We start from the raw sequence: 23,773 nt of genomic DNA on the forward strand, positions 1-23,773 counted from the left end.
TGGATCGGCGGTACGCCTGGTGGCATGCGTACGCTCGAGGTGAGCCGTCTCGCGCCGCCCGACGGTCCTTCTTCAATCGAAGGATGGCACTCGATGGCCCGAACCACTCGCACGTCGACGGCCGTGGCGTGACCACGGCTCGTCGCACCGCGAGTCCCGTGCGCCTGATGCTGCGCGAGCAACTCGGGCAGCGGGTCGACGGCGCGTGGTGGCCACACACCAATCGGTTGGCCACCGAGTTGCCCGAGTTGGTCGGCGTCCTCAGTGGGCGTCTCGGTGAGGTGGTCGACATCTCGGTCAACTGGTCGCTGTCGGAGAACCTGCCCGACCTGAATTCACGGCACTGGCAGAACAAGCATCAGCACCTGATGGCCATCACCGGTCGCGACGCCAGCGCCAACCTCCTGGTCATCCCCAGCCTGACTCCGGGCAGCTTGGCCGGACTGCTGCTGCGAATCGCGGCGGGGTTGCCCCTGACCGAAGCGCATCGGGACACCCCGCTGTTTCGCACCGCGACCGAGATCGTCGACGCGGCACGGGGTGACGGTGGTCTGCTTCCTCCGCAGGCTCCCGTTGCGAAAGCGCGCGGAAGACGCGCGACGTAAGAGCGCGTAACCGCACCTTTAAACGACCTCCGGGCACGACGGGCGGTGTCCAGAGCCGGACAGCCCCTACGGCGATCGCCGGTCGCATCGCGACCTGCGCCGCTCCGGCCTGACTCTCCCCACTGTCCATCTTGGGAGGGAGAAATCTCCCGTTGAGGTGACGCGCATGGCAACGGCAGTGCCGAGACTTGGATCACAGCTACAGGCTGCTGCCGGGTGTCATCACAGTCCGGCGCAGATCGTCACGAAACAGGAGTGCCATGACCACCACCGAGGCCATCGGGATCAAGCCCATACCCGACGAGGTTGCTCGCCAGATCGTCCTGCCGGAAGGCCACGGCGATGACGATGCGCTCTTCGAGGCCTACCGCTGGCTGCGTGAGAACAATCCACTCGGCAAGGCCCATGTCGAGGGCTACGACCCGCTGTGGCTGGTCAGCAAGCATGCCGACATCATGGAGATCGAGCGCCAACCGCAGATCTTCTCAAACGGCGGGGGCGAGGCCGTCGGGACGCACAACCCGATCCTCACCAACCAGGCAGGCGACGAGTTCACCAAGACCCTGACCGGCGGCAGCCTGCGCGTCATGGAAGCGATGCCATACCTGGATCCGCCCGAGCACACGACCGTGAAAGACATTGCGGTGGATTGGTTCCGCCCGAGCAACCTCAAGAAATGGGAAGACCGGATCCGGGTGCTCGCCCGGGAATCCGTCGAGCGGCTGACCCAGACCGATGGCAGGTTGGACTTCGTCAAGGACTTCGCGGTCTACTACCCGCTGCACGTGATCATGAGCCTCTTCGGCGTACCGGCCGAGGACGAGCCGCGGATGATGAAGCTGACGCAGGACCTCTTCGGTGCACCGGATCCCGACCTGGCGCGTGAAGACGTCGAGCCGCTGTCGCCGGAAGCCGCCGCGCAGCAGTGGGCAGCGGCAGTGCAGGACTTCTACGCCTACTTCGACACTCTCGTCGAGGACTGCCGGGCGAACCCGCGCGACGACCTCGCCTCCCTCATCGCCAATGCGCGCCAGGAAGACGGTGAGTTCTTCCCCAAGATCACCGCCTACGGCTACTTCATCACCATCGCCACCGCCGGCCACGACACCACGTCGAGCTCGATCTCCGGCGGCTTCCTGGAGCTGGCTCGCAATCCCGAGGCCTTGGCACGGGTACAGGCTGAGCCCGAACTGATTTCGGGTCTGGTGAGCGAGGCACTGCGGTGGGCATCTCCGGTCAAGCACTTCATGCGCCAGGCGATGACCGACTACACGCTGAACGGCCGCGAGATCAAGGCCGGCGACCGCCTCATGCTGCTCTACCAATCGGGCAACCGGGACGCCGACGTCTTCGATGACCCCGACACCTTCGACATCGGGCGCAAGCCCAACAAGCAGATCGCGTTCGGCTACGGGCCGCACATGTGCCTCGGCCAGCACCTCGCCAAGTTGGAGATGAAGATCCTCTACGAAGAGCTGCTGCCACACGTCAAGTCGGTGGAGCTGGCCGGTGATGTCAAGGTGATCCAGACCAATTTCGTTGGCGGACTGAAGAATCTGCCGGTCAAGCTGGAGTTTGCGTGACACACGCGACGGTCATCGTCGGTGCCGGGCATGCAGGCGCCAACCTGGTGGGGTTGCTCCGGCAGGAGCGCTACGACGGCGACATCGTCATGCTCGGTGCCGAACCGCATCTGCCGTATCACCGTCCGCCACTGTCGAAGAAGTTCTTCTCCGACGAGTGCCGACAGCCGCTGCGCCCATTGGAGTTCTACGCCGAGCAGTCGGTCGAAATGCGACTGTCCACCGAGGTCTCGTTCATCGACAGGGCGGCACGGAAACTGCTGACCATCGGTGGTGAGGCCGTCGAGTACGAGACGTTGGTGTTGGCCACTGGTGCCGCACCCCGGCGACTAGTGGTCGAAGGATCAGGGCTGGAAGGCATATTGGCCCTGCGAACCTTGGACGATGCCGCGCACCTGCGAGCCAGCTTGGCAGCAACCAAACGGCTGGCCATCGTCGGCGGCGGCTACATCGGGCTGGAAGTCGCCGCCGAGGCTCGGCGCCACGGTGTGGCGGTCACCGTGATCGAGCGGGAAGACCGTGTTCTGGCCAGAGTCGCGAGCCCGGAGTTCTCCGCAGCGTTGGCGGCACAGCATGCCGCACTCGGGACCGAGATCGTCACCTCTGCTGACGTGGCTGCATTCGCCGAGGGCGCCCCGGGTCGCGTGGGTGCCGTCGTGCTGGCCAACGGCGACGCGATCACCTGTGACGCCGTGCTGGTCGGGGTCGGCGCCGTGCCCCGTGACGAGCTGGCGCAGGCGGCCGGGATCGATTGTGAGGGAGGCATTCTGGTCGACGAGACCGCGCGAACCAGTGATCCGCACGTCTTCGCAATCGGTGACGTCACCCGTCGCCCATTGACCGGCCAATCAGGCCGGATTCGCTTGGAAAGCATCCCGAGCGCAATCGAACAAGCCAGACAGGTGGCCGCCGCGATCACCGGTACGGCTGCGCCGACACCCGAGGTGCCGTGGTTCTGGTCAGATCAGTTCGACCTGAAACTGAAGATCGCCGGCCTGGTGCAACCATGCCGGGAGGCGATTCTGCGCGGCGATCCAACCACGGGAAAGTTCGCGTTCTTCCATCTCAGCTCGGACAACGTGGTCGAAGCGGTCGAAACATCAAATGCTCCTGCCCTTTTCATGGCGGGGAAGAAGATGATTGGTCAACGTGCCCGCGTCGACCCGGCACTGCTCGTCGACGACGCGGTCGACCTTCGTACGTGCGTGACAGCTCACTGACAGCAAGGAGATACATCCGTGCCCAGCATTACCTATGTCCTGCCAGATGGCACCGAGTCCACGGTGGAGGTGCCGATCGGCCAGACCGTGATGGACGGCTCCGTGCGTAACAACCTGCCCGGCATCGTCGCCGAGTGCGGCGGTGGATGTTCATGCGCCACTTGCCATGTTCATCTCGACGAGAAATGGTCGGGTCTGTTCGACGCTCCGTCCGATGAGGAAGCCGAACTGCTCGAATGTACCGACGATTACTGCTCGCAGTCGCGGCTGTCGTGCCAGCTGGTCGTGACGGCCGGCTGCGACGGAATGCGCTTGAGCGTTCCCGAGGGCAACTGACAACCGCAGCTGCGCAACGTCATTCCCCTTTCCCATCCAGATCACGAAACCCTGCTCGGAGGAGTCAGTCATGTTGGTCCAGTCAGCCGTCGTCGACGAGGTCGGCGGCCCGTTCACCATCCGGACGGTCGACCTCGCCGAGCCTGGCCCGGGCGAGGTCCTGGTTCAGATCGCCGGTGTCGGCATCTGTCACACCGACATCGCCGTCAAGGAGGGGCACCTGCCCTTCCCCCTACCGGGTGTCCTAGGGCACGAAGGCAGCGGATCGGTGATCGCCGTGGGCGCCGGTGTCGAGAGGGTGGTGGTTGGCGACAAGGTGGCGCTGAGTTTCAACAGCTGTGGGAGTTGCCCACAGTGCGCGAAGGATGCTCCCGCCTATTGCCACGACTTCATGGCCTACAACTTCGGCGGCTCTCGTCCCGACGGCACAACGGGTGTCAGTGAATCCGGCCGGCAGGTCGGCGCCAACTTCTTCGGACAGTCCTCGCTGGCCACCCATGCCCTGGCCAATGAGCGCAACGTGGTCAAACTTCCCGACGACGCGCCGCTGAGCCTGGCCGGCCCGTTGGGCTGCGGTATCCAAACCGGTGCCGGTGCGGTGATGAACTCCCTGGACGTCCCCGCGGGGGCATCACTGTTGATCGCGGGCGCCGGTCCGGTCGGCCTCGCAGCGGTGATGGCTGCCGCCGTACGCGATGCCGATCCGATCATCGTGATCGAGCCACATGAAGGTCGCCGCGACGTCGCGTTGAGTCTTGGCGCCACGCACGTGATCGACCCCGCCGTCGCGCCGGTCGCCGACCAGGTGCGCGCGATCCTCGCCGGTGGTGTGGACTATGCGATCGACACCACCGCCGCCGTCCCGGTTCTCGAACAGCTGCTGCGCAGCCTCGGGGTCCGCGGATCGCTCGGACTGGTTGGGGTGCCCGCAAATCCGGAGGCCGCGTTGTCGATTGGCCTGATCCAGGCGCAGGTCGCGGGATTGACGGTTCGCGGAATCGTCGAAGGGGACGCAGATCCGCAGACGTTCATTCCCTACCTGCTCGACCTGCACCGCCAAGGCAGATTCCCGTTCGACAAGCTCGTCTCGACGATGCCGTTCGCCCAGATCAACGAGGCACTCGAGGCATTACATCGCGGCGAGGCCATCAAGGTCGTCCTCGTCAACGACTGATCGACAACGACGCCATCTGAGACGACATCTGAGACGACAGGGGACTCCCAACATGAGCATTCAGCACGAGACGCTCTTCATCGACGGCCGGTGGCACACACCCGGTTCGGACGCCGTCATCGAGGTCATCTCGCCCAACGACGGGCAGTCGCTGGGCCGGGTGCCCGACGGTGCACGGTCCGACGTCGACGTCGCCGTCGCCGCGGCCCGGGCTGCGTTCGACCATCCCGCTGGCTGGCGGTCCTGGTCGGGCGCGCAGCGGGCGGATGCGATGGAGAGGCTGGCCGACGAACTCGACCGACGGGCTCCCCAGATGGTGCAGGCCGTCAGCTCGCAGAACGGCATGCCGGTGGCAGTGGCCGAGCAGCTCGAAGCGGTCTTTCCCCAGCTGCTGCTGCGGTACTACGCCGGTCTTGCGCGCAGCGAGTCCTTCGAGTCGCGGCGACCTGGACTGCTGGGTGGTTCGACCCTGGTGACTCGCACACCCATCGGTGTGGTCGGGGCGATCGTGCCGTGGAACTTCCCGCAGGCGCTTGCCGCATTCAAGTACGCGCCGGGGCTCGCGGCGGGGTGCACCTTCGTCATGAAGCCTTCGCCGGAAACGGTTTTCGACAGTTTCGTGTTCGCCGAGGCGGTCGCAGCGGCGGGACTGCCGGACGGGGTTGTCAACATCGTGCCTGGCGGTCGCGAACTGGGCGCATATCTGGTGTCGCATCCCGATGTCGACAAGATCGCCTTCACCGGCTCGACGGCGGCGGGACGCGCCATCGGCGAGACCTGCGGACGATTGCTGCGTCCGGTGACATTGGAGCTGGGCGGGAAGTCCGCCGCCGTCATTCTCGACGACGCCGATCTCGATCTGGCCACCGTCGGCCAGCAGTTGTTCGGGGCGACCCTGCTCAACAACGGGCAGGCCTGCTACCTCAGTACCCGGATCCTGGCGCCGCGGTCGCGCTACGACGAGGTCGTCGACACCTTCACCGGATTGGCTGCGTCGCTGACCGTCGGCAGCTCACTTGACCCGGCCACTCAAATCGGCCCGATGGCCAGTGCCAGGCAACGTGACAGGGTCGAGTCCTACATCGCCAAGGGCATCGGCGACGGTGCCCGGGTGACCACCGGCGGCGGACGCCCTGCTGGACTCGATGACGGATTCTTCGTGGAACCAACGGTTTTCGCCGATGTGGACAACAACTTCGCCATCGCCCAGGAGGAGATATTCGGACCGGTACTGTGTGTCATCCCCTATGACGGCGATGACGAGGCGGTCAGTATCGCCAACGCGAGCGATTTCGGTCTCGGCGGCACGGTGTGGACGTCCGACCATGACCGCGGTGTGCGGGTAGCGCGTGGTGTCCAGTCGGGAAGCTTCGGCATCAATCACTACCTGCCGGATCCGACGGCGCCGTTCGGCGGGGTGAAGTCCAGTGGAATCGGTCGGGAGCTCGGCCCGGAAGGCATGTCGGCGTACCTGGTCGAGAAGTCGATCTACCTCTGACGGACCGCTAAGGACGTCACGCGCGCAGTCGGTGATACTTCGCGACGGCGTCGGTACGGTTCGCCGCGCCAAGCTTGCGCAGTATGTGTTTGACGTGCGACTTGACGGTGCCTTCGCCGACGAACAGGCTGACCGCGATCTGGGCGTTGGTCTTGCCCGCCGCCAAGCCGCGCATCACCTCTGCTTCGCGCGCCGTCAGATCGCCCAGCGGTCCGAGCTCTTCGGTTCCCGAGGTGGCTCGCGTTCGCGACTGTTCCTCGGGCCCATTGAAAGCCGAATTATCCTGCTCTCCAGCCAGTTCCATGACCTCGAGGGTGAAGTCATCGGCCAGGGAAATTGCTGCGCGTAGGTGTGTGTCGGCGGCCTTGCGCATGGCGTGCAGGCGCTCGATCAGAAGGTTGCGCTCGAATGCGATGCCCAGCCCTTGCGCGAACATACCGAGGACGGCACGGTCGAATTCGTGCACACCGGGCTCTTCGGTGTGCCGATCGGCATGCAGAAGTCCAACCGTCTTGCCCCAAGCGGCAACTGGAGACGCGACGTACGTCTTGGTTCCCGTCATGGCGATCAGCTCGGGGTGGACCCGCGGATTGGATTGGGCGTCGTGCACGAGGATTGGAACACCGCGCCGCACCATGTCGCCTTCGAGTAGTCGGCGGTCGAGGCGGTGCGGGTTGGCAAGTCCGACCTCGACCATCGTCTTCGCGAATTCTTCATCCGCCCCGGCGAACCCGGAGAACGCCACCCAGGTGCCCTGGTGGATCCGGGAGAACAGGATGCGGCTGAACCCCATGCGATACGCCTCGATGGGGGCCCGTTCGGCCAATGCTGCAGCCGAGGCGATCCCGCGGAGTCGACCGACGGCCTCCTGCGCACCGGACACCCTGTCATCGTGCTGCGCCAGAATTGCGTCCTTGACTGCCACCTGAGCGTGCTCGGACCGCAGTAGCAGCGCTTCGGCCTCTGGCCGGCGCTGCGGCACTGACAATCCTTGTTCGAGGTGTTCGGTCAGGTCGCGGCGGACCGCGGACAGCGCGGCATCGGCGCCGAGAAGGTCGGCGTCCGCGAAGTCCGGACACAGGTCGCACCCGCCGAGCACCTCTTGCGCACGGCTGACGATTTCGCGGGCGCGGTCGACGTCCTGCGCGGCCGCAGGAGATCGGTGAAGTTGTGCGGTCATGTCCGCCTCCTCGCATCTGTCTGTGCGGTCAGGGCCTCCGCTACCGCTGGTTCGAGTACGTCCGTGAGTCACACGACCTTCACATTCCTCCGCTGGCGTGATACGCGTCACAGCATAGGGCACGTGTGGCCCGTGTTAGCCGGCGCCGGATCTCGTCAACAGATCCATTGCAATGTCGGCGATCATGTCTTCTTGTCCGCCCACCAACTTGCGGTTGCCCACTTCCAACAGGATGTCGCGGGTGTCGAGCTCGAACTCGCCGGCAGCGCGCTCGGCATGGCGTAAGAAGCTGGAGTACACCCCGGCATACCCGAGGGTGAGGGTTTCGCGGTCCACCCGGACCGGCCGGTCTTGTAGCGGACGCACCAGATCGTCGGCAGCATCCTGCAACGCGAACAGATTGCACCGGTGCTGCCAGCCATAGATGTCGGCGACGGCGATGAAGGCCTCGATCGGGCAGTTGCCTGCGCCTGCGCCGTGACCGGCCAGGGACGCGTCGACGCGGTACACGCCCTCCTCGACTGCGGTCACGGAATTGGCCACCGACAGGGACAGGTTCTCGTGGGCGTGGATGCCGATCTGGGTCTCCGGGTGCAAGACATCGCGGTAGGCGCGCACCCGGTCACGTACGTCGCGCATTGTCAGTCGACCGCCGGAGTCGGTGACGTACACGCAGTGGGCACCTGCCGACTCCATCAGTTTGGCCTGCCGAGCCAGCTCCACGGGTGCGGCCATATGCGACATCATCAGGAAGCCGGACACGTCCATACCGAGGTCACGAGCCTTGGCGATGTGTTGCGCAGCGATATCGGCCTCGGTGGCGTGGGTGGCGATCCGCACCGAACGCACCCCGAGGTCGTGGGCGTGAACCAGCTCCTCGACGGTCCCGATCCCCGGTAGCAGCAGTGTCGTGAGCTTGGCCGTGCGTACCACCTCGGCGGCCGCGGCGATCCATTCCCAGTCGGTGCAACTGCCCGGTCCGTAGGTGAGGCTCGAACCTGCCAACCCGTCGCCATGGGACACCTCGATGGCATCGACCCCCGCCGCGTCCAGCGCAGCGGCGATGCGGCGCAGGTCATCGACACCGAGGCGATGCCGGACGGCGTGCATACCGTCGCGCAACGTGACGTCTTGGATGTAAAGCGTGTTCACAGCACCGCCTTCGAGGCCGTCGTGGTCGCGGATGCGGCCAGCCGTTCACCAACCCGCAGTGCTGCGGAGGTCATGATGTCGAGATTTCCGGCGTAGGCCGGCAGATAGTGGGCTGCGCCTTCGACTTCGAGGTAGACCGACACCTGCCAGGCGGCGCACTGCTGCTGGCTGCCGACCAGATCCTGCGCGGAATCATCAGTTGTCAATCGGGTGAAGCGGACTTGCTGTTTGAGGCGATAGCCGGGTACATAAGCCGACACGGCATCGACCATCCGGTGAATGGAGTCGCGGACTGCATCGAGGTCGGTATCGCCGATCAGGCACAGCACGGTGTCGCGCATGATCAACGGCGGCTCTGCCGGGTTGAGCACGATGATGGCCTTCCCTCGTCGGGCGCCACCGACGACCTCGATGGCCTTCGAGGTCGTCTCGGTGAACTCATCGATATTGGCGCGGGTGCCTGGCCCGGCCGACCGGGAGGCGATCGACGCGACGATCTCGGCGTAAAGCACCGGTGTGCACTCGGATATGGCCGCCACGATCGGGATGGTGGCCTGCCCGCCGCAGGTCACCATGTTCACGTTCGACGCGTCGAGATGCTCGTCCAGATTGACCGCGGGTACGACGAAGGGACCGATAGCTGCCGGGGTCAGGTCGACCACCCGCTTACCGTGCGCCGCCAGGACGGCGGCGTTGGTGACGTGTGCGCCGGCGGAGGTCGCGTCGAACACCACTTGGATATCGGCGAACTCGGGCATGGCGACCAGCCCGTCGACTCCGTCTGCGGTGGTGGCGACCCCGAGACGTTCGGCCCGCCGCAGGCCGTCGGAGTCCGGATCGATTCCGACCATCACCGCCATCTCCAGCTGGTTGGAGAGCCGCAAGACCTTGATCATGAGATCGGTGCCGATGTTGCCGGAACCGATGACCGCGACTTTCGTGGTGGTCACAGCCGACCTCCTTCGGAATCGTGGGATGTGCGATGAGTGAAAGATGCTGTTGCCGTGCCAAGTTCGTCGATGACGGCAACATAGGTGCGACCGGGGACAACGGGAACCATTGGACCCAAAGCGCCGGAGAGGACGATGTGGCCTGCCAGCAGTGGGGTGCCGTTCGCCCGCGCGGTGCGGGCAAGCCAGGCCAGCGCCGTCAACGGGTCGCCCAAGCAGGCCGCACCGTCACCCTCCGACACCTTCTGGCCGTCCTCGGTCAGTGTCATCCGCAGCGATGCGAAGTCCAATTCCCCGACGGGCACCGGATTCTCGCCAAGGACGAACAGCGCCGAAGATCCGTTGTCCGCGACGGTGTCGACGATGCTGATCGACCAATCCTTGATCCGGGAATCCACGATCTCCAGTGCCGCGACAGCCTGGCCGGCTGCCGCGCGGACCCGGTCGGCGGTCAGCTCACCGTCGAGATCCTCGGCCAGGATGAAGCCGACTTCGGCCTCGATCTTCGGCTGCAACAGTTTCGCCGTCGGGATGCTAGGGAAGCCGGAAACGTCCATATCCGCGTAGAGGACACCAGAGTCGGGTTGGTCGACGCCGAGCTGGCGTTGCACCGCGGGTGAGGTCAGACCGATCTTGTGCCCGACGACTCGGCGACCCTGTGCGAGAGAGGTTTCGGTGAGCAGGCGCTGGATTGCGTAGCCGGTCGCGATGTCAGTGCCGCCGACGAGGTCCCGGATCGGGTCACACTGGATCCCTGAGGCTGCTGCGCCGATCAGCCGGTCGGCCGCATCGCGTAGCAGCGTTCCCGGCAGCGTCGATTCTTTGTTCACGGTATTGCCGTTCTTCGGTGGGTTTGGTGGTCAGGGTGGGCTGCTCAGCCCATGCTGCTGCCACCGTTGACGTAGAGCGTCTGTCCGGTAGTGAAGCCGGTGTGCGCACCGGCCAGATAGGCAACCGCTTCGGCGACATCGGCGGGGGAGCCCGGTCGTCCGAGGGGGATGAGGTCGACGGCCTGATCGACCACACCGATCAACTGTTCTGATGCGGAGCCGGATTCGAATTTGGCGGCAAGCTCGGGGGTCAGGACGTAGGAGGGTGCAACGGTATTCGCGGTGATGCCCAATCCGGCGAACTCCCGGGCCAGTCCGGTGACCATTGCGTGCACGCCACCCTTTGCGGCGTTGTACATGGCGTGGTCGGCCAGACCGTTGCGCACTGACTCCGCGCCGATGTTGACCAACCGACCGTGGTTGCGCGAAATCATGTGGGGCAGGACCGCCCGGATGCAACGAATGGTCGTCCACAGGTTGTTGTCGATGGTGGCCCGCAGCGTTTCCTCGGTGTGTTCCAGGGTGGGAAGGATGACCCCACCCCCGGCATTGTTGACCAGGACGTCGACGTGTCCGAGCGCTGCGACTGCCGCGGTGATCATCTCCTCGGCAACACCGGACTCGTCGAGGCCACCGCAGAAGCCACCGACGATTGCGCCGGACGGATCAGCAGAACCGCCGGTGAGACTGGCGAGGTCCTCCTCGTACTGGGTGGCTACGAAGACCTTGGCACCGTCGGCGGCCAGCCGCTCGACGATCCCGCGGCCAATTCCGGATGCGGCCCCGGTGACGACGGCGGTGCGGCCGCGCAGCCGGCTCATAGGATGATCGCCACATCACCGTTGGCGTACAGGTCGGTCATATCCAGCTCGATTCGCTTGTGCTGGATGCGGAATTCGTCACCGACCGGCCGCAGGCGGTAGCGGTACTTCCCGACGTAGTAGCCCTCGCGCCCGTGCCGGAATCGCCACACCGTGAACAAGGCGTCGACGGTGACGATGTCGTCTTCGACCCGGAAGCGCACATTGGCAACCTGATGGTTGGTCCGTGAGTGCGGGAACTCCCGATGCGCGCGACGGCTGTTCAGGCGTTCGACCCGTGCGCGCATCCGCTGGTAGTTGTCGTCGATGAGCATCAGGTCGGTGGCCGGGTCACCATCGAGTGCGGTGTTGGAGGGCACTTCGTACTTGGCGTCGGCGTCGAAGAGTTCGAGCCATTCATCGAGGCGCCAGGAATCCAGCAGATCCGCTTCGTGGTAGAGGAATTCCTCGACCCGGGCCCGGGTCATCGAGCCGAGTGTCGTGGCCGGAACTGCGGCCGCCGTCGGGGCGCTCACTTCTCGATCCTCATTGCCGCACTGCCCATCTGCTCTTGCCAGCGACGCCAGAACTCGCGCATCTGTTCCTCATCGTTCGCCAGTGGACCGCGGGCCATGCCGCGGGAGATGTCATTCCATTCGATTCCGCCGCTGACGTAGCCCTGCTGGCAGGACTCCAGCGCTTCGAAGTCATCGGGGGTGGCGAAGCCGCCCGGTCCCAGGAAGGTCAGGAAGCTGTCCAGACGCCGTTGCCGCAGCTGCTTGAGCTCGTCGCGCGGTGCCAGTTCCCACGCCGTGACGTCGACCCGGTCGGGCGCACTCGGATAGAAGGTCCGCACGGTGACGGCCATGATGTCGTTGATGATCAGGTTCGGGTAGATCAGCAGGTTGCGGTTCACGTCAGCCATGACGTGGGCCTTCTCCTCGCCGTGACGGGCGACCAGATCGGCGCGCTGGCGCTCGATGTCGGCCTTTGCCTCCTCGCCGAACAACGGCTCCCATTTGGCGACCGGGCGCCCCCATGGTGCGGAGTACTGGATGACGGCGTGTCCGTTACCCAACGCGGTGGCATGCCCGTCGACGCCGCCGGCGAGGTCGGTGCCCATCGCGGATAGGTATTGGAAGTAGGTGATGTGGGTGGATTGGGCATGGTATCCGTCAACGCTGTTCTCTACCAGCAATTTCCAGTTGGCGTTGATGCGATAGTCATTGGTGCCCTTGATGACGGTGAAGGGGCTCTCGCTGCTGTCCACGACGAGGTCGATGTAGTCCTTCGCACCGGCGAGGTAGGTCTCCAGATCGACGATGTCCGGGTCGTAACTGGCGAAGACGAAGCCGCGGTACGACTGCGAACGGGCCACCCGTTGCAGTCCGAACTGGGAGAAGTCCAGGTTCGAGCCGTATGCCTCCCTGTCGGGAATGCCCTTCAGCGCACCCTCGGAGTCGAAACTCCATGCGTGATAGAAGCATTGAAACAACTTCGACGTACCGGAGTCCTGCCGGCACACCACCGCACCCCGATGCGGGCAGGTGTTGTGAAAGACGTTGACATTGCCTGACTTCGCACCGCGGACCATGAAGACCGGCCGACCCGCCACCGGCCTGCGCACGAAGTCGCCGGGGTTCGGTATCTCCGACTCGTGGCCGACATAGAGCCAGGAGTGGCCGAAGATTCGCTCCAGTTCTTCCCGGTGGACGTCGGCTGAGGTCATTGCCGACCGGTGGACCCGAAACTGGTTGTTCGCCGGATCGTCGACGACGAGAGGCGTTGTGGCAAGCGAAACATCGCCGAGTTGGGCGGTCATGCCGGCTCCTTCGTTCTGGCAGGGTAGGACAGGTAGTCGCCGACGAGCTCGCAGAACTCTTCGGCCCGCTCGATCTGGGTCCAGTGACCGCAAGCGGCGAAGACGTGTAGGTCGGCGTTGGGTAGCAACTCGAGCATGGTGGTGGCCACCTTGAGCGGGACCACGCTGTCCTCCCGTCCGTGCACGAGCAGCGACGGCGTGGTGACCGATCGCGCCTCGTCCTCGGTGATGCCGAGCTCGGATCCGGCGTGGCGGGGGTCGAAGAACATCGAGCGGTACGCCTCGTACGCGCCGTCAGCGATGCTGGCCTCATAGCGGATACGCACCAGCTCGTCGGTGATGATGGTCTTGTCGATCGCGAAGTAGTTCAGCAGCAGGTCGCGCATCGCGTCATAGGACGGCGAGTAGGCGCGCAGCGCCGCCAAACCGTCGGTCATCGTCATGCCCACGCCGGGTGAGCCCATCAGCACCATCTTGGTGATGCGTTCGGGACGCTCCGCGGCCATCGCCAGGGCGATCCGCCCGCCGAGGGAGTTGCCGACAATGGCGGTGGTGTCGACGTTCACCGCGTCCAGGAAGGCCCAGATGTGGTCGACCCACGTGCGCAACGAGTACACGATGTCCGCTGGGCGCTCGGTGGCACCGAACCCGACGATATCGGGGGCGAACACGTGGAATCGGGTGGCCAGGTGGTCGATGTTCTTCTGCCAGTTGGCCTGTGCCGACACTCCTGGGCCGGAGCCGTGCAACAGTACGACGGGCGGACCGCTGCCGGCCTCGAGATAGCTGGTGGTGACGCCACCGGCGTCGATCGTCTTTGTCACGCTGACTGCCTTTCGTCGAAGATCGCAAAGCACTTGTTGGAGTTGAAGACATCGGTGGTGACCAGTTCCGACCACCGCAACGGCATGCCGAGTTCCTTCATCGCGCCCGTCAGGCAGAACCAGTTGAGCATCTCGTGCTGGCCGGATTCGACGATGCTGCGGCTGGTGGTGGTCTGCCAGGTCTCGTAGTCGCCTGCGGTGAAGAGCTCGTAGAGCTTGCGGTCGGCTCCGGTGTCGGGGGTGATGTGCCAGGTCTTGTCCGTGAGGAAGGCATGGGACCAGCTCGACGAGGCCACCAGCGCGACCCGCAGATCGGTATCGGCCAGTGAGCGAGCCACCGCGGCGCCGAGCGCGAAACATCTTGTCGGAGAGGGTCCGACGGGATCGAGCTGTTCGGTGGCGATGTCGGCGAATCGTGCGAGTCCACCCTGACGGGCAATGGCGTGCTGGCCGTAGCAGTTCACGGTGATGGGGATCAGCGGGTAGGGGAACTGGGCCCCGGCATGCTCGTAGTCCAGGAACAGTTGGGTGTTGACCACGGCGTGTGGGAAGGCGGCGTTCGCCCGCTTCCGGTATGAGTAGGCAACGTCGAATCCGGAGCTGAGAAGATCGTCGGCGAGTCTTCGTGCGTTGTCGGCGGAACCACGCAGGGTGATTGTCGACTCGTTCGGTAGTCCCCAGGCGTTCGGGCTACCGCGTCCGGCCATCAACTCGAACGGATGGACTTCCACATCGCCGTAGGCGAGTACGCAGAACGGTGGTATCACCTCTTCGCGAAAGTTCTCGTATTGATCGTCGCCCCAGACCAATACGACATCGGGTGCGAACTCGTCCAGTGCTTCGCGGCACCGGGTGAGGTTCTCGACCAGCGCCTTTCGATGATGCGCTGCGGCGGCTCCGCCACCGTCTTCGCCCCACTCGGCGCGCATCTGCGCCGGCCAGGTGGCCGGGTCTTTCGCCGAATCGGGAATGTCGGGGTCCTGCAGCGTCCAACGCAACAGGCCGGCCATGTGTTCGTCGGTGCCGGCCAGCATCGGATAGTGGGTGAGGCCGAGTCCAAGGAAGCTCGCCATGTGCTTCTCCTTCGGTTGGTGTCAGAGGACTGTTGCAGAGCGTGCGATGTCGACGAGGCGCCTGATGTTGTTGCCGGCGATGTCGTCTCGGAGCGGAAGGGGCAGCCCGCCGAGCGTCGACTCGGGGTGCCCCGGCATGGCCGGAAACGGGTAATCCGACCCGTAGAACACATGGGCATCGCCGAACGTATGCACCGCATGCAGGAGTGTGTCGTGATCGTATGCGATTGAATCGCAGCACATCTGGCGTGCGAGCTGACTCGGAAGATCGGGGGAGTCGATCGGCATTCCGCCGATGTGCGCGCCCTTGTCCACACGGCCGAGCACTGCTGGCAGCGCCCCGCCGCCGTGCGCCAGGCAGTACCGCACTCCTGGTCGTCGCCGCATGGTGTCGCCCGTCAACAGGGCGGCGGCGGCGATTGCGGTCTCGACGGGCATGCCCAACCCGAATCCCAGCCCCAGTCCGGTGATTCGCTGGTACAGGTCCTGATCGACCGGATGTACCAACACCAGGGCATTCAGTTCGGCTGCAACGCAGAAGAACTCGTCGAGCGATGGATCGGCCAGTTCGATTCCGGCTACCTGGGCGCCGATCTCTATCCCGAGGAAGCCGGGGTGCGACATGATTCTGCGCAGCTCGTGGGTCGCTACGTCGGGATCCTGCAGTGGCACCGTGCCGAGGGCCGCGAATCGATCGGGGTCATCGGTCACCAGACGCGCTGAGAACTCGTTCTGGGCACGTGCGAAATCTGCGGCGGCACCGACCGGAGTGTCGTAACAGAAGGTGACCGGGATCGGGGACAGCACGTGAACGGCGATGCCGTCACGATCCATGTCGGCGATCCGACGCTGTGGCGACCAACAGCGGTCGTCGATCGTGCGGTAGGGCTTCCCTCGGAGAGTGATCATCGCCGTCGTTTCGTCGATCCGTTCGACGGCGAGGTGGGGAGGCCCATCGGGGCCCGTGACCAGAGGTGCTAGGTCTGGGTCGATCAAATGGGTGTGCACGTCGACGATTCCGTGCTTCCAGTGGTGTCGTGAATGAGCGGCCATCCCGCCCTCCGTCCGGTCATCGGCATGTGATGACGAGCACGCTACATATTATGGCAGCATTATTCAATAATCTGCAGCCATAATTATCTGAGACACAGGGCGGGATGGAATGAGATGTAGGTCACCAGGGTGGAAGGCTGCGGCAGTGCTCGCGAGGATCGAAGATCGTCGCGAACTGGTAGTTCGGTGTTGGCGCCGCTCAGGGATGCTGAGGGGTGATCGGCGATCGCAAGGGGTCGCTCGGTCGTACCAGGTTGGCATCGTGCCGGTTGATCGCATCGACGAACGAAACGTGATCGTGGGTCGCGATCGCCGCGACGATGTCATCGTGCACGTCGATGCTGTCGGTGAGCGCGGCTTCGTGGTCGGGCGCGAAGACCGCACGACTGAGGATTGCCTTGATGCTCGTAATGAGCATCTGGTGCATTCCCTCCAGGACCGGGATGTGGGCCGCACCCGCGATCACCGAGTGAAAACTGAGGATGGCGTCGAAGAACTCACGGGCTTCCGAAGCGTTCCGCATCGTCATCATCGCGCTGCGCATGGCCGAGATGTCATTGCTGGTGGCGCGCTCGAATGCGGCTTTGGTCAGCCCGAATTCAAGGTAGAGGCGGGCCTCGAACAGGTCGAGCGGATGCGGATAGGAGGCCTGGAACCACAGGTCCAACGCACCGAGTCGAACCTGGGGCGGAGCCGAGGCCACGGTTATGCCACCGCCGGGACCCGGTTTGACCGCCACCAGATCGCGGTCTCGCAGGATCCGGAGTGTTTCATTCATGACCGTTGGGCTGATGCCGAAGCGATCCATGAGCTCCGAACGCCGGCCGATATGTGAACCGACAGGCAGGCCGGAGGTGAGTATCTCCTCCTCCAGATCGGCGGCGACGCGTTCGGCGCGAGAGGAGCGCAACGGAGTACTTCGCGGTTGCATCGCCACCCCTCTCGATCCTCGCTGCCCACCGGGTTCGCCCTGATAGTAGCCGCCCGGGTGGATGAACAGTCGTCCCCGGGAGAGCGCATCGGGCGATGTGGGGGTACCGGGTGATTCCCACAACCCGTTCTATTGTGTATGCATAATATGTTTGAATGAGCTGGATCACACACGATGAAGGAGCTATGGATGGATCAGTCGATCAGCACCCGCGCCTTCCGCGAAGCTCGGGACTGGCTACTCGCCCATGGCGGTGCCCACGAGCGCGCTGTCGCGGAGTTCACCTGGCCGAGTCTGGGCCCGACGTTCAACTGGGCGATCGACTGGTTCGACGCCATCGCCCGGGGGAACCAGCGCACCGCACTGCGGATCGTGGAGGAGGACGGCACGGACGCGGCGTTCACCTTCGAGGAGATGGCCCATCGCTCCGACCAGGTCGCCACCTGGCTCGAGACACAGGGGGTACGTCCGGGACATCGCGTGTTGATCATGCTGGGCAACCAGGTGGAGCTCTGGGAGTCGGTCCTGGCGGTGATGAAGCTCGGCGCCATCATCATGCCCACTACTTCGGCGCTCGGTCCAAAGGATCTGTTGGACAGGATTGTTCGCGGCGGTGCACAGCACGTCATCACCAACGCCGATCAGGCGGAGAAGTTCGACACCATCGACGGGGACTACGGCCGCTTCGGTGTCGGATCGGCGCCGCCGGGTTGGAAGGCCTACCGTGAGGCTTACCAGGCGCCGGCTACGACCTTCGAATCACGTACGGCGCCTGACGATCCGATGCTGCTCTACTTCACCTCCGGGACCACGAGTCGGCCGAAACTGGTGTTGCACACGCACCAGTCCTACCCCCTCGGGCATCTGTCCACGATGTACTTCCTCGGCGTCCAGCCCGGCGACGTACACCTCAACATCAGTTCCCCTGGTTGGGCCAAGCACGCCTGGAGTTCGTTCTTCGCGCCGTGGATCGCCGAGGCGACGATCTTCGTCTACAACTACGAGCGGTTCGACGCGGCAAAGCTTTTGGCGACCATCAGAACCGCGGGGGTCAACACCTTCTGCGCCCCGCCGACGGTGTGGCGGATGCTCATCCAGGCCAATCTCGGCGACAAGCCGACCGGTCTGCGTGAGGCCGTCGGTGCCGGTGAGCCCCTCAACCCCGAAGTCATCGCGCAGGTTCGGCAGAACTGGGGGCTGGAGATTCGGGATGGCTTCGGCCAGACCGAGACGACGGCGCTCATCGGGAACACTCCGGGTTCGGTCGTGAAGCCTGGCTCCATGGGGCGTCCGCTGCCGGGCGTCCCGGTGGAAATCGTGGATCCGTTGACCGGCCGCGTCAGTGACGAAGGTGAGATCTGTCTGCGGCTGGATCCCAGGCCGGTCAACCTGATGGTCGGATACGTCGAGGACGCGGCCCGCAACGACGAGGTGATGGCCGGTGGCTACTACCACACCGGTGACGTGGCCAGCCGCGATGACGAAGGGTTCATCACGTACGTGGGCCGGACCGACGACGTCTTCAAATCATCGGATTACAAGGTGTCACCGTTCGAGTTGGAGAGCGTTCTCATCGAGCACCCGGCAGTGGCCGAGGCCGCGGTGGTGCCCGCCCCCGACGAAATGCGGCTCTGCGTCCCGAAGGCCTATGTCTCCTTGGCCGAGGGCTGGCAACCCGACGACCAGACCGCTCGCTCGATCTTCGCCCATTCCGTCGCCAATCTTGCTCCCTATCAACGAATTCGGCGCATCGAGTTCTACGAATTGCCGAAGACCATCTCAGGGAAGATCAGGCGGGTCGAACTCCGCCAGCGGGAGAATTCCGGGGTGTCACTCCCTGATGAATGGCGCGACAGGTAGGCGATGACGTCGCTGTGACGACCGAGCGACCTAGTCGACGAGCGACAGTGCGTGCGCGCGGCGCAGCTTGCCGGACGGTGTCTTCGGGATGACGCCAGGCTGGAGTACGACGACGTTGCGGGGCCGGACGTCGACGTCGCCGAAGACTTCGTGGGCCACCTGCCGCTCAATCCGGCGGACCTCGTCTGGCTTGTCGTAGTCGTTGGATTCGACTGCCACGGCGAAGGTTTCGCGTGACAAGCCCGCGTTCAGGCGCACTGCGACCGAGCAGCCGGCGCGCACGCCTGCCACCCGGGTGGCGGCGCGTTCGATGTCGGTGGGGTAGATGTTCTTGCCCGCCATGATGATGACGTCCTTCACCCGGCCGCAGACGACGATGTCGCCGACCTCGGTGAGGTATCCCATGTCGCCGGTGTCGTACCAGCCGGCCTTGTCTTGGGCGCCGATGAACCCGGCCATGGTGATGTAGCCCTTGGTGACCGGCTTGCCACGCACCTGGATGACGCCGACGGCGCGCTCGGGCAGGACGTTGTCGTCCTCGTCGACGATGCGCACCTCGAGCCCGTCGATGGGCTTGCCCAGGGCGACGAGGCGGCGGGTGTTGCCCTTGGTGGCGGGGACGGCGCGGTGCAGCACTGCGAGCAGGTCGGCGTCGATCTCGTCGACGACCATGCCGACACCACACTCGGTGAACGACACCGCAACCGTGGTCTCGGCCATGCCGTAGGCGGGCACGATGGCCTCGCGCCGCAGCCCGAAGGGGGCTCCGGCCTCGACCAGGTCCTCGACGTCGACCGGGTCGACCTGCTCGGCTCCGGAGAGGGCCCAGCGCAGCGACGACAGGTCGAACTGACCCTCTTCTGCCTGCCTGCGCAGCCGCTTGGCAAAGAGGTTGTAGGCGAAGTTGGGCGCCGCGGTCATGGTGCCCCGGTACTTGTCGATCAACTTGGCCCACAGCAGGATGTCGCCGAGGAAGTCCATCGGGGTGACCTTGACCAGTTCGGCGCCGAAGTACATCGGCACCGTCAGAAAGCCGGTCATGCCCATGTCGTGGAAGCAGGGCAGCCAGCTGACGATCACGTCGGTGTTGGTGTCGAAGTGGGCCCCGACGAACATCGCCTCGGCGTTGGCGACGACGTTGGCGTGTGAGATGCAGACCGCCTTGGGGAAGCCGGTGGATCCCGAAGTCAGCTGCATCAGCGCGAGGTCGTCCTCGTGGGTCTCCACGGGGTCGATCGGCTCGCTGGCCAGCAGTTCGGAGACGGTCAGCACGCGGATTCCACGCTCTGTCAGGACCGGCGCGGCGGGGGTGAACGGATCGGAGACGATGACGACCTTCGCCTCGATCATGCCGATCACGTCCATCGTCTCCAGCGCCCATCGCTGCAGGTCGGTGCGCGGGGTGGGCTGGTGCAGCATGGTGAGGCTGGCGCCGCGCATCCAGATGCCCTGGGCGGCGGGCGCGATTTCGACCGGAGCGCCTGCCAGCACTGCCACGGCGTCGCCGTGTCCGATGCCTGCGGCGGCAAGGCCACCCGAGATGCGCCGGGCCCGCTCGTACACCTCTTTCCAGGTGTGCCGAACCGGTGCGTGGGGGTCGCCGGTCGTCATGCCGTTGCGACTCGTGTGCGCGTTGGCGAACATCGTCTCGGTGAATCTACTCACGAAAGTCCCTTTGGCTCTGGCGCGTTGGCGGCGATGCTTCTTCGATCGTCGTGCAGTCGTCCCTCTGTCGAGCACCTTCAAGAGGTAGCGCGGGGACTAGGCGCCATTGCCGCATGCGCAGCACGGTGTAATCCATCATCGACCATTGCGGGCGACGACGACGGGGAAAGCGTGAACTCCTCCACGTCGGTTGGACGCACTGACTGTACAGACCAAACCCCGACGTCGGCGCTGGCCGCATCGATCGCAAGCCGATCGATGCGTCGCCGTCACCTCCAGACGCCCAAGACGGGTGGTCAGGGTGTTTTGCGGTGGTCGTCACATCACGGCTGATTTCTGGTCGACGGGTACGCGCGACGTCATCGTCGCGAGCCCATGGTCGACGCCGCCCGCTCGGGCCGCGCCGCGCCGCGCCGCACGGTGATCAAAAAGTGATGGGCGCAGAAGTTTGCCGTTACCGGGGCGAGGAACGGTGCTTCGTCGAGGTCCAGCCGGAGCTGATCAAGGCGGTCAGGTCGTCGACCCACGCCGCGTCCAGCGGGGCGTCGTGATTTACGAGGATGCGGAAGATGGCGCTGCCGACCACGACTTCGGCGAGCAGGGGCAGGTCGCCGGACGGGTCGGGCTGGTCGATCCTGGTCCTGAAGGTGGCCAGGCTGCCGGCGAATCGCGAGATCATCGCGCCGTGCACGTCCGGATCGGCCACGGTGTCGGCGATCAACGCCGGTAGTGCGATCCGGACTTCCGGCCGGTCGAACATGGTGCGCGTCGCCTCCACGAGTGCCCGGACGTCTCCCTCGGCGTCGCCGGAGGCACTCGGCATGGCCATCACCTCGGCGGGCAGGATCGCTTCGTGGACCAGTTGGGCCTTGCCCGACCAGCGCCGGTAGATCGCCGCGGTGGTGGTGCCTGCCCTGGCCGCGATTGCCGCCAGGGACAGTGCGGAGTAGCCCGTCTCGAGTAGCAGGTCGCGGGTGGCCTCGATGATCGCGGCGTCGATTCTGCCGTCGCGCGGCCGACCCGCGGGCGACCGGACCGAGTCCTTGTCATCTTCGGGCCGATCTGTTCTCATGATTCCAATATAACCCGCATCGTATCGTTATTGGAGAGACGTGTTCCTGAGCCCGCTCGACGAGTACCCGATCCACCAGGCGGCGGTGCCCATCAGCGCGCCGGCCACCTCGGACCGCAACTTCTACGATCGCTCCTACTTCAACGTGCTCGAGCGCGACGGCCGCTTCATGATGCTGACCGGCATCGGCTACTACCCTCGGCTCGGCGTCAAGGACGCCTACGTACTGATCCGTCGCGGGGACACCCAGACCGCGGTGCGCTTCAGTGACGCGATCGACGACGACCGCATGCGCCAAAACGTCAACGGCTACCGGCTCGACGTCGTCGAACCCCTGCAGGAACTGCACCTGACCGTCGCCGAGACCGAGGGCGTCGCGGTCGACCTGCGGTGGCGGGGCAGGTTCCCGGCCGCCCTGGAACACCCGCATCACATGCACACCGACCGACGAGTCACCCTGCAGGCCTGTCGGTTTGCTCAGCTCGGCACGTGGGAGGGGTGGATCGACGTGGACGGCGACCGTCTGCACGTCGACTCCGCAAACTCGGTGGGCAACCGAGACCGGTCCTGGGGCATCCGGCCCGTCGGAGAGGCCGAACCGGCAGGCAGGCCCGACACCGCATTCGGCGGAATGTGGTGGCTCTACCTGCCGCTCGCCTTCGACGACTGTCAGATCTTCCTGATCATCCAGGAGGATCCCGACGGCCACCGCAGCCTGTACGACTGCACCCGACGCTGGGCCGACGGCAGGGTCGAACAGCTCGACGGCGTCCGTGTGACCGTCCACTACGCGCCGGGCACCCGGATTCCCTCGGGAGCGCACGTCGAGATGATGACGCGGTCCGGAGATCGCCTGCAGCTCGACGTCGAGTCGAAGCTGTTCGCGCCCATCGCCTTTGGCTCCGGCTACGGCGGGGACTCGTCATGGGCTCACGGCACGTGGATGGGTGGGCCCTCCGCCGAGCGCGTCTCCTACGACCTGACCGATCCCGAGGTCATGGCGCGAGCCCCGTTCAGCCTGATCGACCACGTCGGCCGAGCGGTCTGCACCGAGCCCGACGGCAGCACGCGCGAGGGTGTCGGGCTCTTCGAGCACGCCGTCATCGGACCGCACCACCCGTCGGGCTTTCACGACTGGACCGACGTCCTGGCCGGGGTCACGTCGTGAAGGTGATGACGGCGCTGTTTGGTCCGACCGACGTCGTCGAACGAGCGGCGCTGCTGCGGGAGGCCGGCGCCTCCGGAGTGTTCACGTTCGAGGGTCCGCGCGAGGTCTTCACCCCGCTGGTGCTGGCGTCGACCGTCAAGGGCCTTGACCTGATGACCAACGTGGCGATCGCGTTGCCCCGCAATCCGATTCAGCTGGCGCACCAGGCCAACGACCTCCAGGAGATCTCCGAAGGGCGTTTCATCCTCGGGCTCGGCACCCAGATCCGGGCGCAGATCGAGAAGCGCTACGGCGCCGAGTTCGACCACCCGGTGGCCCGGATCAAGGAGATGGTGGGCGCGTTGCGGGCGATCTTCGCCACCTGGAACGACGGCGAGCGACTCGACTTCCGTGGTGAGTACTTCCGGCACACCTTGATGACGCCGACTTTCAACCCTGGCCCCAACCCGTTCGGGCCGCCACCGATCTACCTCGGCGCACTGGGTCCGCGGATGACCCGTGCGACGGCGGAAGTGGCCGACGGTCTGCTGGTGATGCCGTTCGGCTCCAAGAAGTACCTCCACGAGAGGACCATGCCCGCCGTCCGGGAAGGATTGGCGGCCGCGGGACGAGGTGCCGACGACCTCGCGGTGGTACCCGAGATCATCGTGTCGGTCGGGGAGGACCATTCGTCGACGCGAATGCTGTTGGCGTTCTACGGTTCCACGCCCGCCTATCGGCCGGTGCTCGACGCGCACGGCTGGGGTGACCTGCAACCCGAACTCAACGCCATGTCCAAGCAGGGCCGGTGGCAGGAGATGTCCACGTTGATCGACGACGAGGTGCTCCACACCATCGCCGCCTGCGGCACCCCGGCGGAGGTGGCCGCGCACATCAGGGACCGCGTCGACGGCGTCTCCGACCGCATTTGCCTGTATCAGCCAGGACCCATCGCCGTCGACGCGTTGGCCGAGATCATCGACGCGTTGGGCTGACGG

The 23,773-nt window shown here is 65.2% G+C and carries 22 protein-coding genes; 9 read left to right on the forward strand and 13 right to left on the reverse strand.

The genetic code is table 11. The features are described from left to right. The first annotated feature begins 83 nt into the window (after window positions 1-83). The 6 genes from B1790_RS11225 (at window position 84) to B1790_RS11250 (ending at window position 6,416) form a co-directional block, all read left to right on the forward strand. A complete protein-coding gene (locus tag B1790_RS11225) occupies window positions 84-605 on the forward strand; it encodes a DUF5994 family protein (RefSeq protein WP_198951981.1) in 522 nt (173 codons plus the stop codon). A 260-nt stretch (window positions 606-865) separates the two neighbouring features. Beyond that, window positions 866-2,188, forward strand: a complete 1,323-nt coding sequence (locus B1790_RS11230; RefSeq protein WP_079923280.1) for a cytochrome P450 — start codon at window positions 866-868, stop codon at window positions 2,186-2,188. Then, window positions 2,185-3,408 carry an NAD(P)/FAD-dependent oxidoreductase gene (locus tag B1790_RS11235; protein ID WP_142271247.1) on the forward strand — a complete coding sequence of 408 codons (1,224 nt, stop codon included), beginning with the start codon at window positions 2,185-2,187 and terminating at the stop codon, window positions 3,406-3,408. Before B1790_RS11230 ends, B1790_RS11235 begins: the two co-directional genes overlap by 4 nt. Before the next feature lie 18 nt (window positions 3,409-3,426). Beyond that, window positions 3,427-3,744, forward strand: coding sequence for a 2Fe-2S iron-sulfur cluster-binding protein (locus B1790_RS11240; protein ID WP_079923281.1), 318 nt, complete (start codon window positions 3,427-3,429; stop codon window positions 3,742-3,744). A gap of 70 nt (window positions 3,745-3,814) precedes the next feature. Beyond that, window positions 3,815-4,918 (forward strand): NAD(P)-dependent alcohol dehydrogenase, encoded by a 1,104-nt coding sequence (locus B1790_RS11245; protein ID WP_079923282.1) that lies wholly within the window; start codon window positions 3,815-3,817, stop codon window positions 4,916-4,918. A 52-nt stretch (window positions 4,919-4,970) separates the two neighbouring features. Then, window positions 4,971-6,416, forward strand: coding sequence for an aldehyde dehydrogenase (locus B1790_RS11250; protein ID WP_079923283.1), 1,446 nt, complete (start codon window positions 4,971-4,973; stop codon window positions 6,414-6,416). A 16-nt stretch (window positions 6,417-6,432) separates the two neighbouring features. On the opposite strand, the gene B1790_RS11255 is transcribed toward B1790_RS11250, so the two are convergent. From B1790_RS11255 to B1790_RS11300, 11 genes are all read right to left on the reverse strand, one after another. Then, complete coding sequence (locus B1790_RS11255; protein WP_079923284.1) at window positions 6,433-7,596, reverse strand: LuxR C-terminal-related transcriptional regulator; 1,164 nt, start codon at window positions 7,594-7,596, stop codon at window positions 6,433-6,435. Window positions 7,597-7,731: 135 nt separating this feature from the next. Beyond that, window positions 7,732-8,706: a 4-hydroxy-2-oxovalerate aldolase gene (gene dmpG, locus B1790_RS11260; RefSeq protein WP_079923330.1), complete on the reverse strand. Its 975-nt coding sequence runs from the start codon at window positions 8,704-8,706 to the stop codon at window positions 7,732-7,734. Between the two features lie 38 nt (window positions 8,707-8,744). Further along, window positions 8,745-9,698, reverse strand: coding sequence for an acetaldehyde dehydrogenase (acetylating) (locus B1790_RS11265; protein ID WP_079923285.1), 954 nt, complete (start codon window positions 9,696-9,698; stop codon window positions 8,745-8,747). Next, window positions 9,695-10,528, reverse strand: coding sequence for a 2-keto-4-pentenoate hydratase (locus B1790_RS11270; RefSeq protein WP_079923286.1), 834 nt, complete (start codon window positions 10,526-10,528; stop codon window positions 9,695-9,697). The genes B1790_RS11265 and B1790_RS11270 overlap by 4 nt, the downstream gene beginning before the upstream one ends. 44 nt (window positions 10,529-10,572) lie before the next feature. Continuing rightward, complete coding sequence (locus tag B1790_RS11275; protein WP_079923287.1) at window positions 10,573-11,349, reverse strand: SDR family NAD(P)-dependent oxidoreductase; 777 nt, start codon at window positions 11,347-11,349, stop codon at window positions 10,573-10,575. Next, complete coding sequence (locus B1790_RS11280) at window positions 11,346-11,864, reverse strand: aromatic-ring-hydroxylating dioxygenase subunit beta (protein WP_233165059.1); 519 nt, start codon at window positions 11,862-11,864, stop codon at window positions 11,346-11,348. Before B1790_RS11280 ends, B1790_RS11275 begins: the two co-directional genes overlap by 4 nt. Then, complete coding sequence (locus tag B1790_RS11285; RefSeq protein ID WP_079923288.1) at window positions 11,861-13,150, reverse strand: aromatic ring-hydroxylating dioxygenase subunit alpha; 1,290 nt, start codon at window positions 13,148-13,150, stop codon at window positions 11,861-11,863. The genes B1790_RS11280 and B1790_RS11285 overlap by 4 nt, the downstream gene beginning before the upstream one ends. Beyond that, window positions 13,147-13,974: an alpha/beta fold hydrolase gene (locus B1790_RS11290; RefSeq protein WP_233165060.1), complete on the reverse strand. Its 828-nt coding sequence runs from the start codon at window positions 13,972-13,974 to the stop codon at window positions 13,147-13,149. Before B1790_RS11290 ends, B1790_RS11285 begins: the two co-directional genes overlap by 4 nt. Then, window positions 13,971-15,047 carry an extradiol ring-cleavage dioxygenase gene (locus B1790_RS34265; RefSeq protein WP_142271250.1) on the reverse strand — a complete coding sequence of 359 codons (1,077 nt, stop codon included), beginning with the start codon at window positions 15,045-15,047 and terminating at the stop codon, window positions 13,971-13,973. Before B1790_RS34265 ends, B1790_RS11290 begins: the two co-directional genes overlap by 4 nt. 21 nt (window positions 15,048-15,068) lie before the next feature. Beyond that, entirely contained in the window at window positions 15,069-16,100 is a 1,032-nt protein-coding gene (locus B1790_RS11295) for an amidohydrolase family protein (protein WP_233165061.1), read from the reverse strand. Between the two features lie 199 nt (window positions 16,101-16,299). Continuing rightward, window positions 16,300-17,031, reverse strand: a complete 732-nt coding sequence (locus B1790_RS11300; protein WP_079923333.1) for a FadR/GntR family transcriptional regulator — start codon at window positions 17,029-17,031, stop codon at window positions 16,300-16,302. A 189-nt stretch (window positions 17,032-17,220) separates the two neighbouring features. Between B1790_RS11300 and B1790_RS11305 the strand changes: the two genes are divergently transcribed. After that, entirely contained in the window at window positions 17,221-18,891 is a 1,671-nt protein-coding gene (locus B1790_RS11305; RefSeq protein ID WP_079923290.1) for an AMP-binding protein, read from the forward strand. 30 nt (window positions 18,892-18,921) lie between these two features. Here B1790_RS11305 and B1790_RS11310 read toward each other — a convergent pair whose 3' ends face one another. Both B1790_RS11310 and B1790_RS11315 read right to left on the reverse strand, forming a co-directional pair. Next, window positions 18,922-20,556, reverse strand: a complete 1,635-nt coding sequence (locus B1790_RS11310; protein WP_079923291.1) for a fatty acyl-AMP ligase — start codon at window positions 20,554-20,556, stop codon at window positions 18,922-18,924. A 454-nt stretch (window positions 20,557-21,010) separates the two neighbouring features. Beyond that, entirely contained in the window at window positions 21,011-21,628 is a 618-nt protein-coding gene (locus tag B1790_RS11315; protein WP_079923292.1) for a TetR-like C-terminal domain-containing protein, read from the reverse strand. A gap of 40 nt (window positions 21,629-21,668) precedes the next feature. Between B1790_RS11315 and B1790_RS11320 the strand changes: the two genes are divergently transcribed. Both B1790_RS11320 and B1790_RS11325 read left to right on the forward strand, forming a co-directional pair. Continuing rightward, window positions 21,669-22,796, forward strand: coding sequence for a hypothetical protein (locus tag B1790_RS11320; RefSeq protein ID WP_079923293.1), 1,128 nt, complete (start codon window positions 21,669-21,671; stop codon window positions 22,794-22,796). Beyond that, a complete protein-coding gene (locus tag B1790_RS11325; protein ID WP_079923294.1) occupies window positions 22,793-23,770 on the forward strand; it encodes a TIGR03617 family F420-dependent LLM class oxidoreductase in 978 nt (325 codons plus the stop codon). The genes B1790_RS11320 and B1790_RS11325 overlap by 4 nt, the downstream gene beginning before the upstream one ends. Window positions 23,771-23,773 lie beyond the last annotated feature (3 nt).

The sequence above is a fragment of the Mycobacterium sp. AT1 genome (assembly GCF_002043095.1).
In the GTDB taxonomy this organism is placed as follows: Bacteria; Actinomycetota; Actinomycetes; order Mycobacteriales; family Mycobacteriaceae; genus Mycobacterium.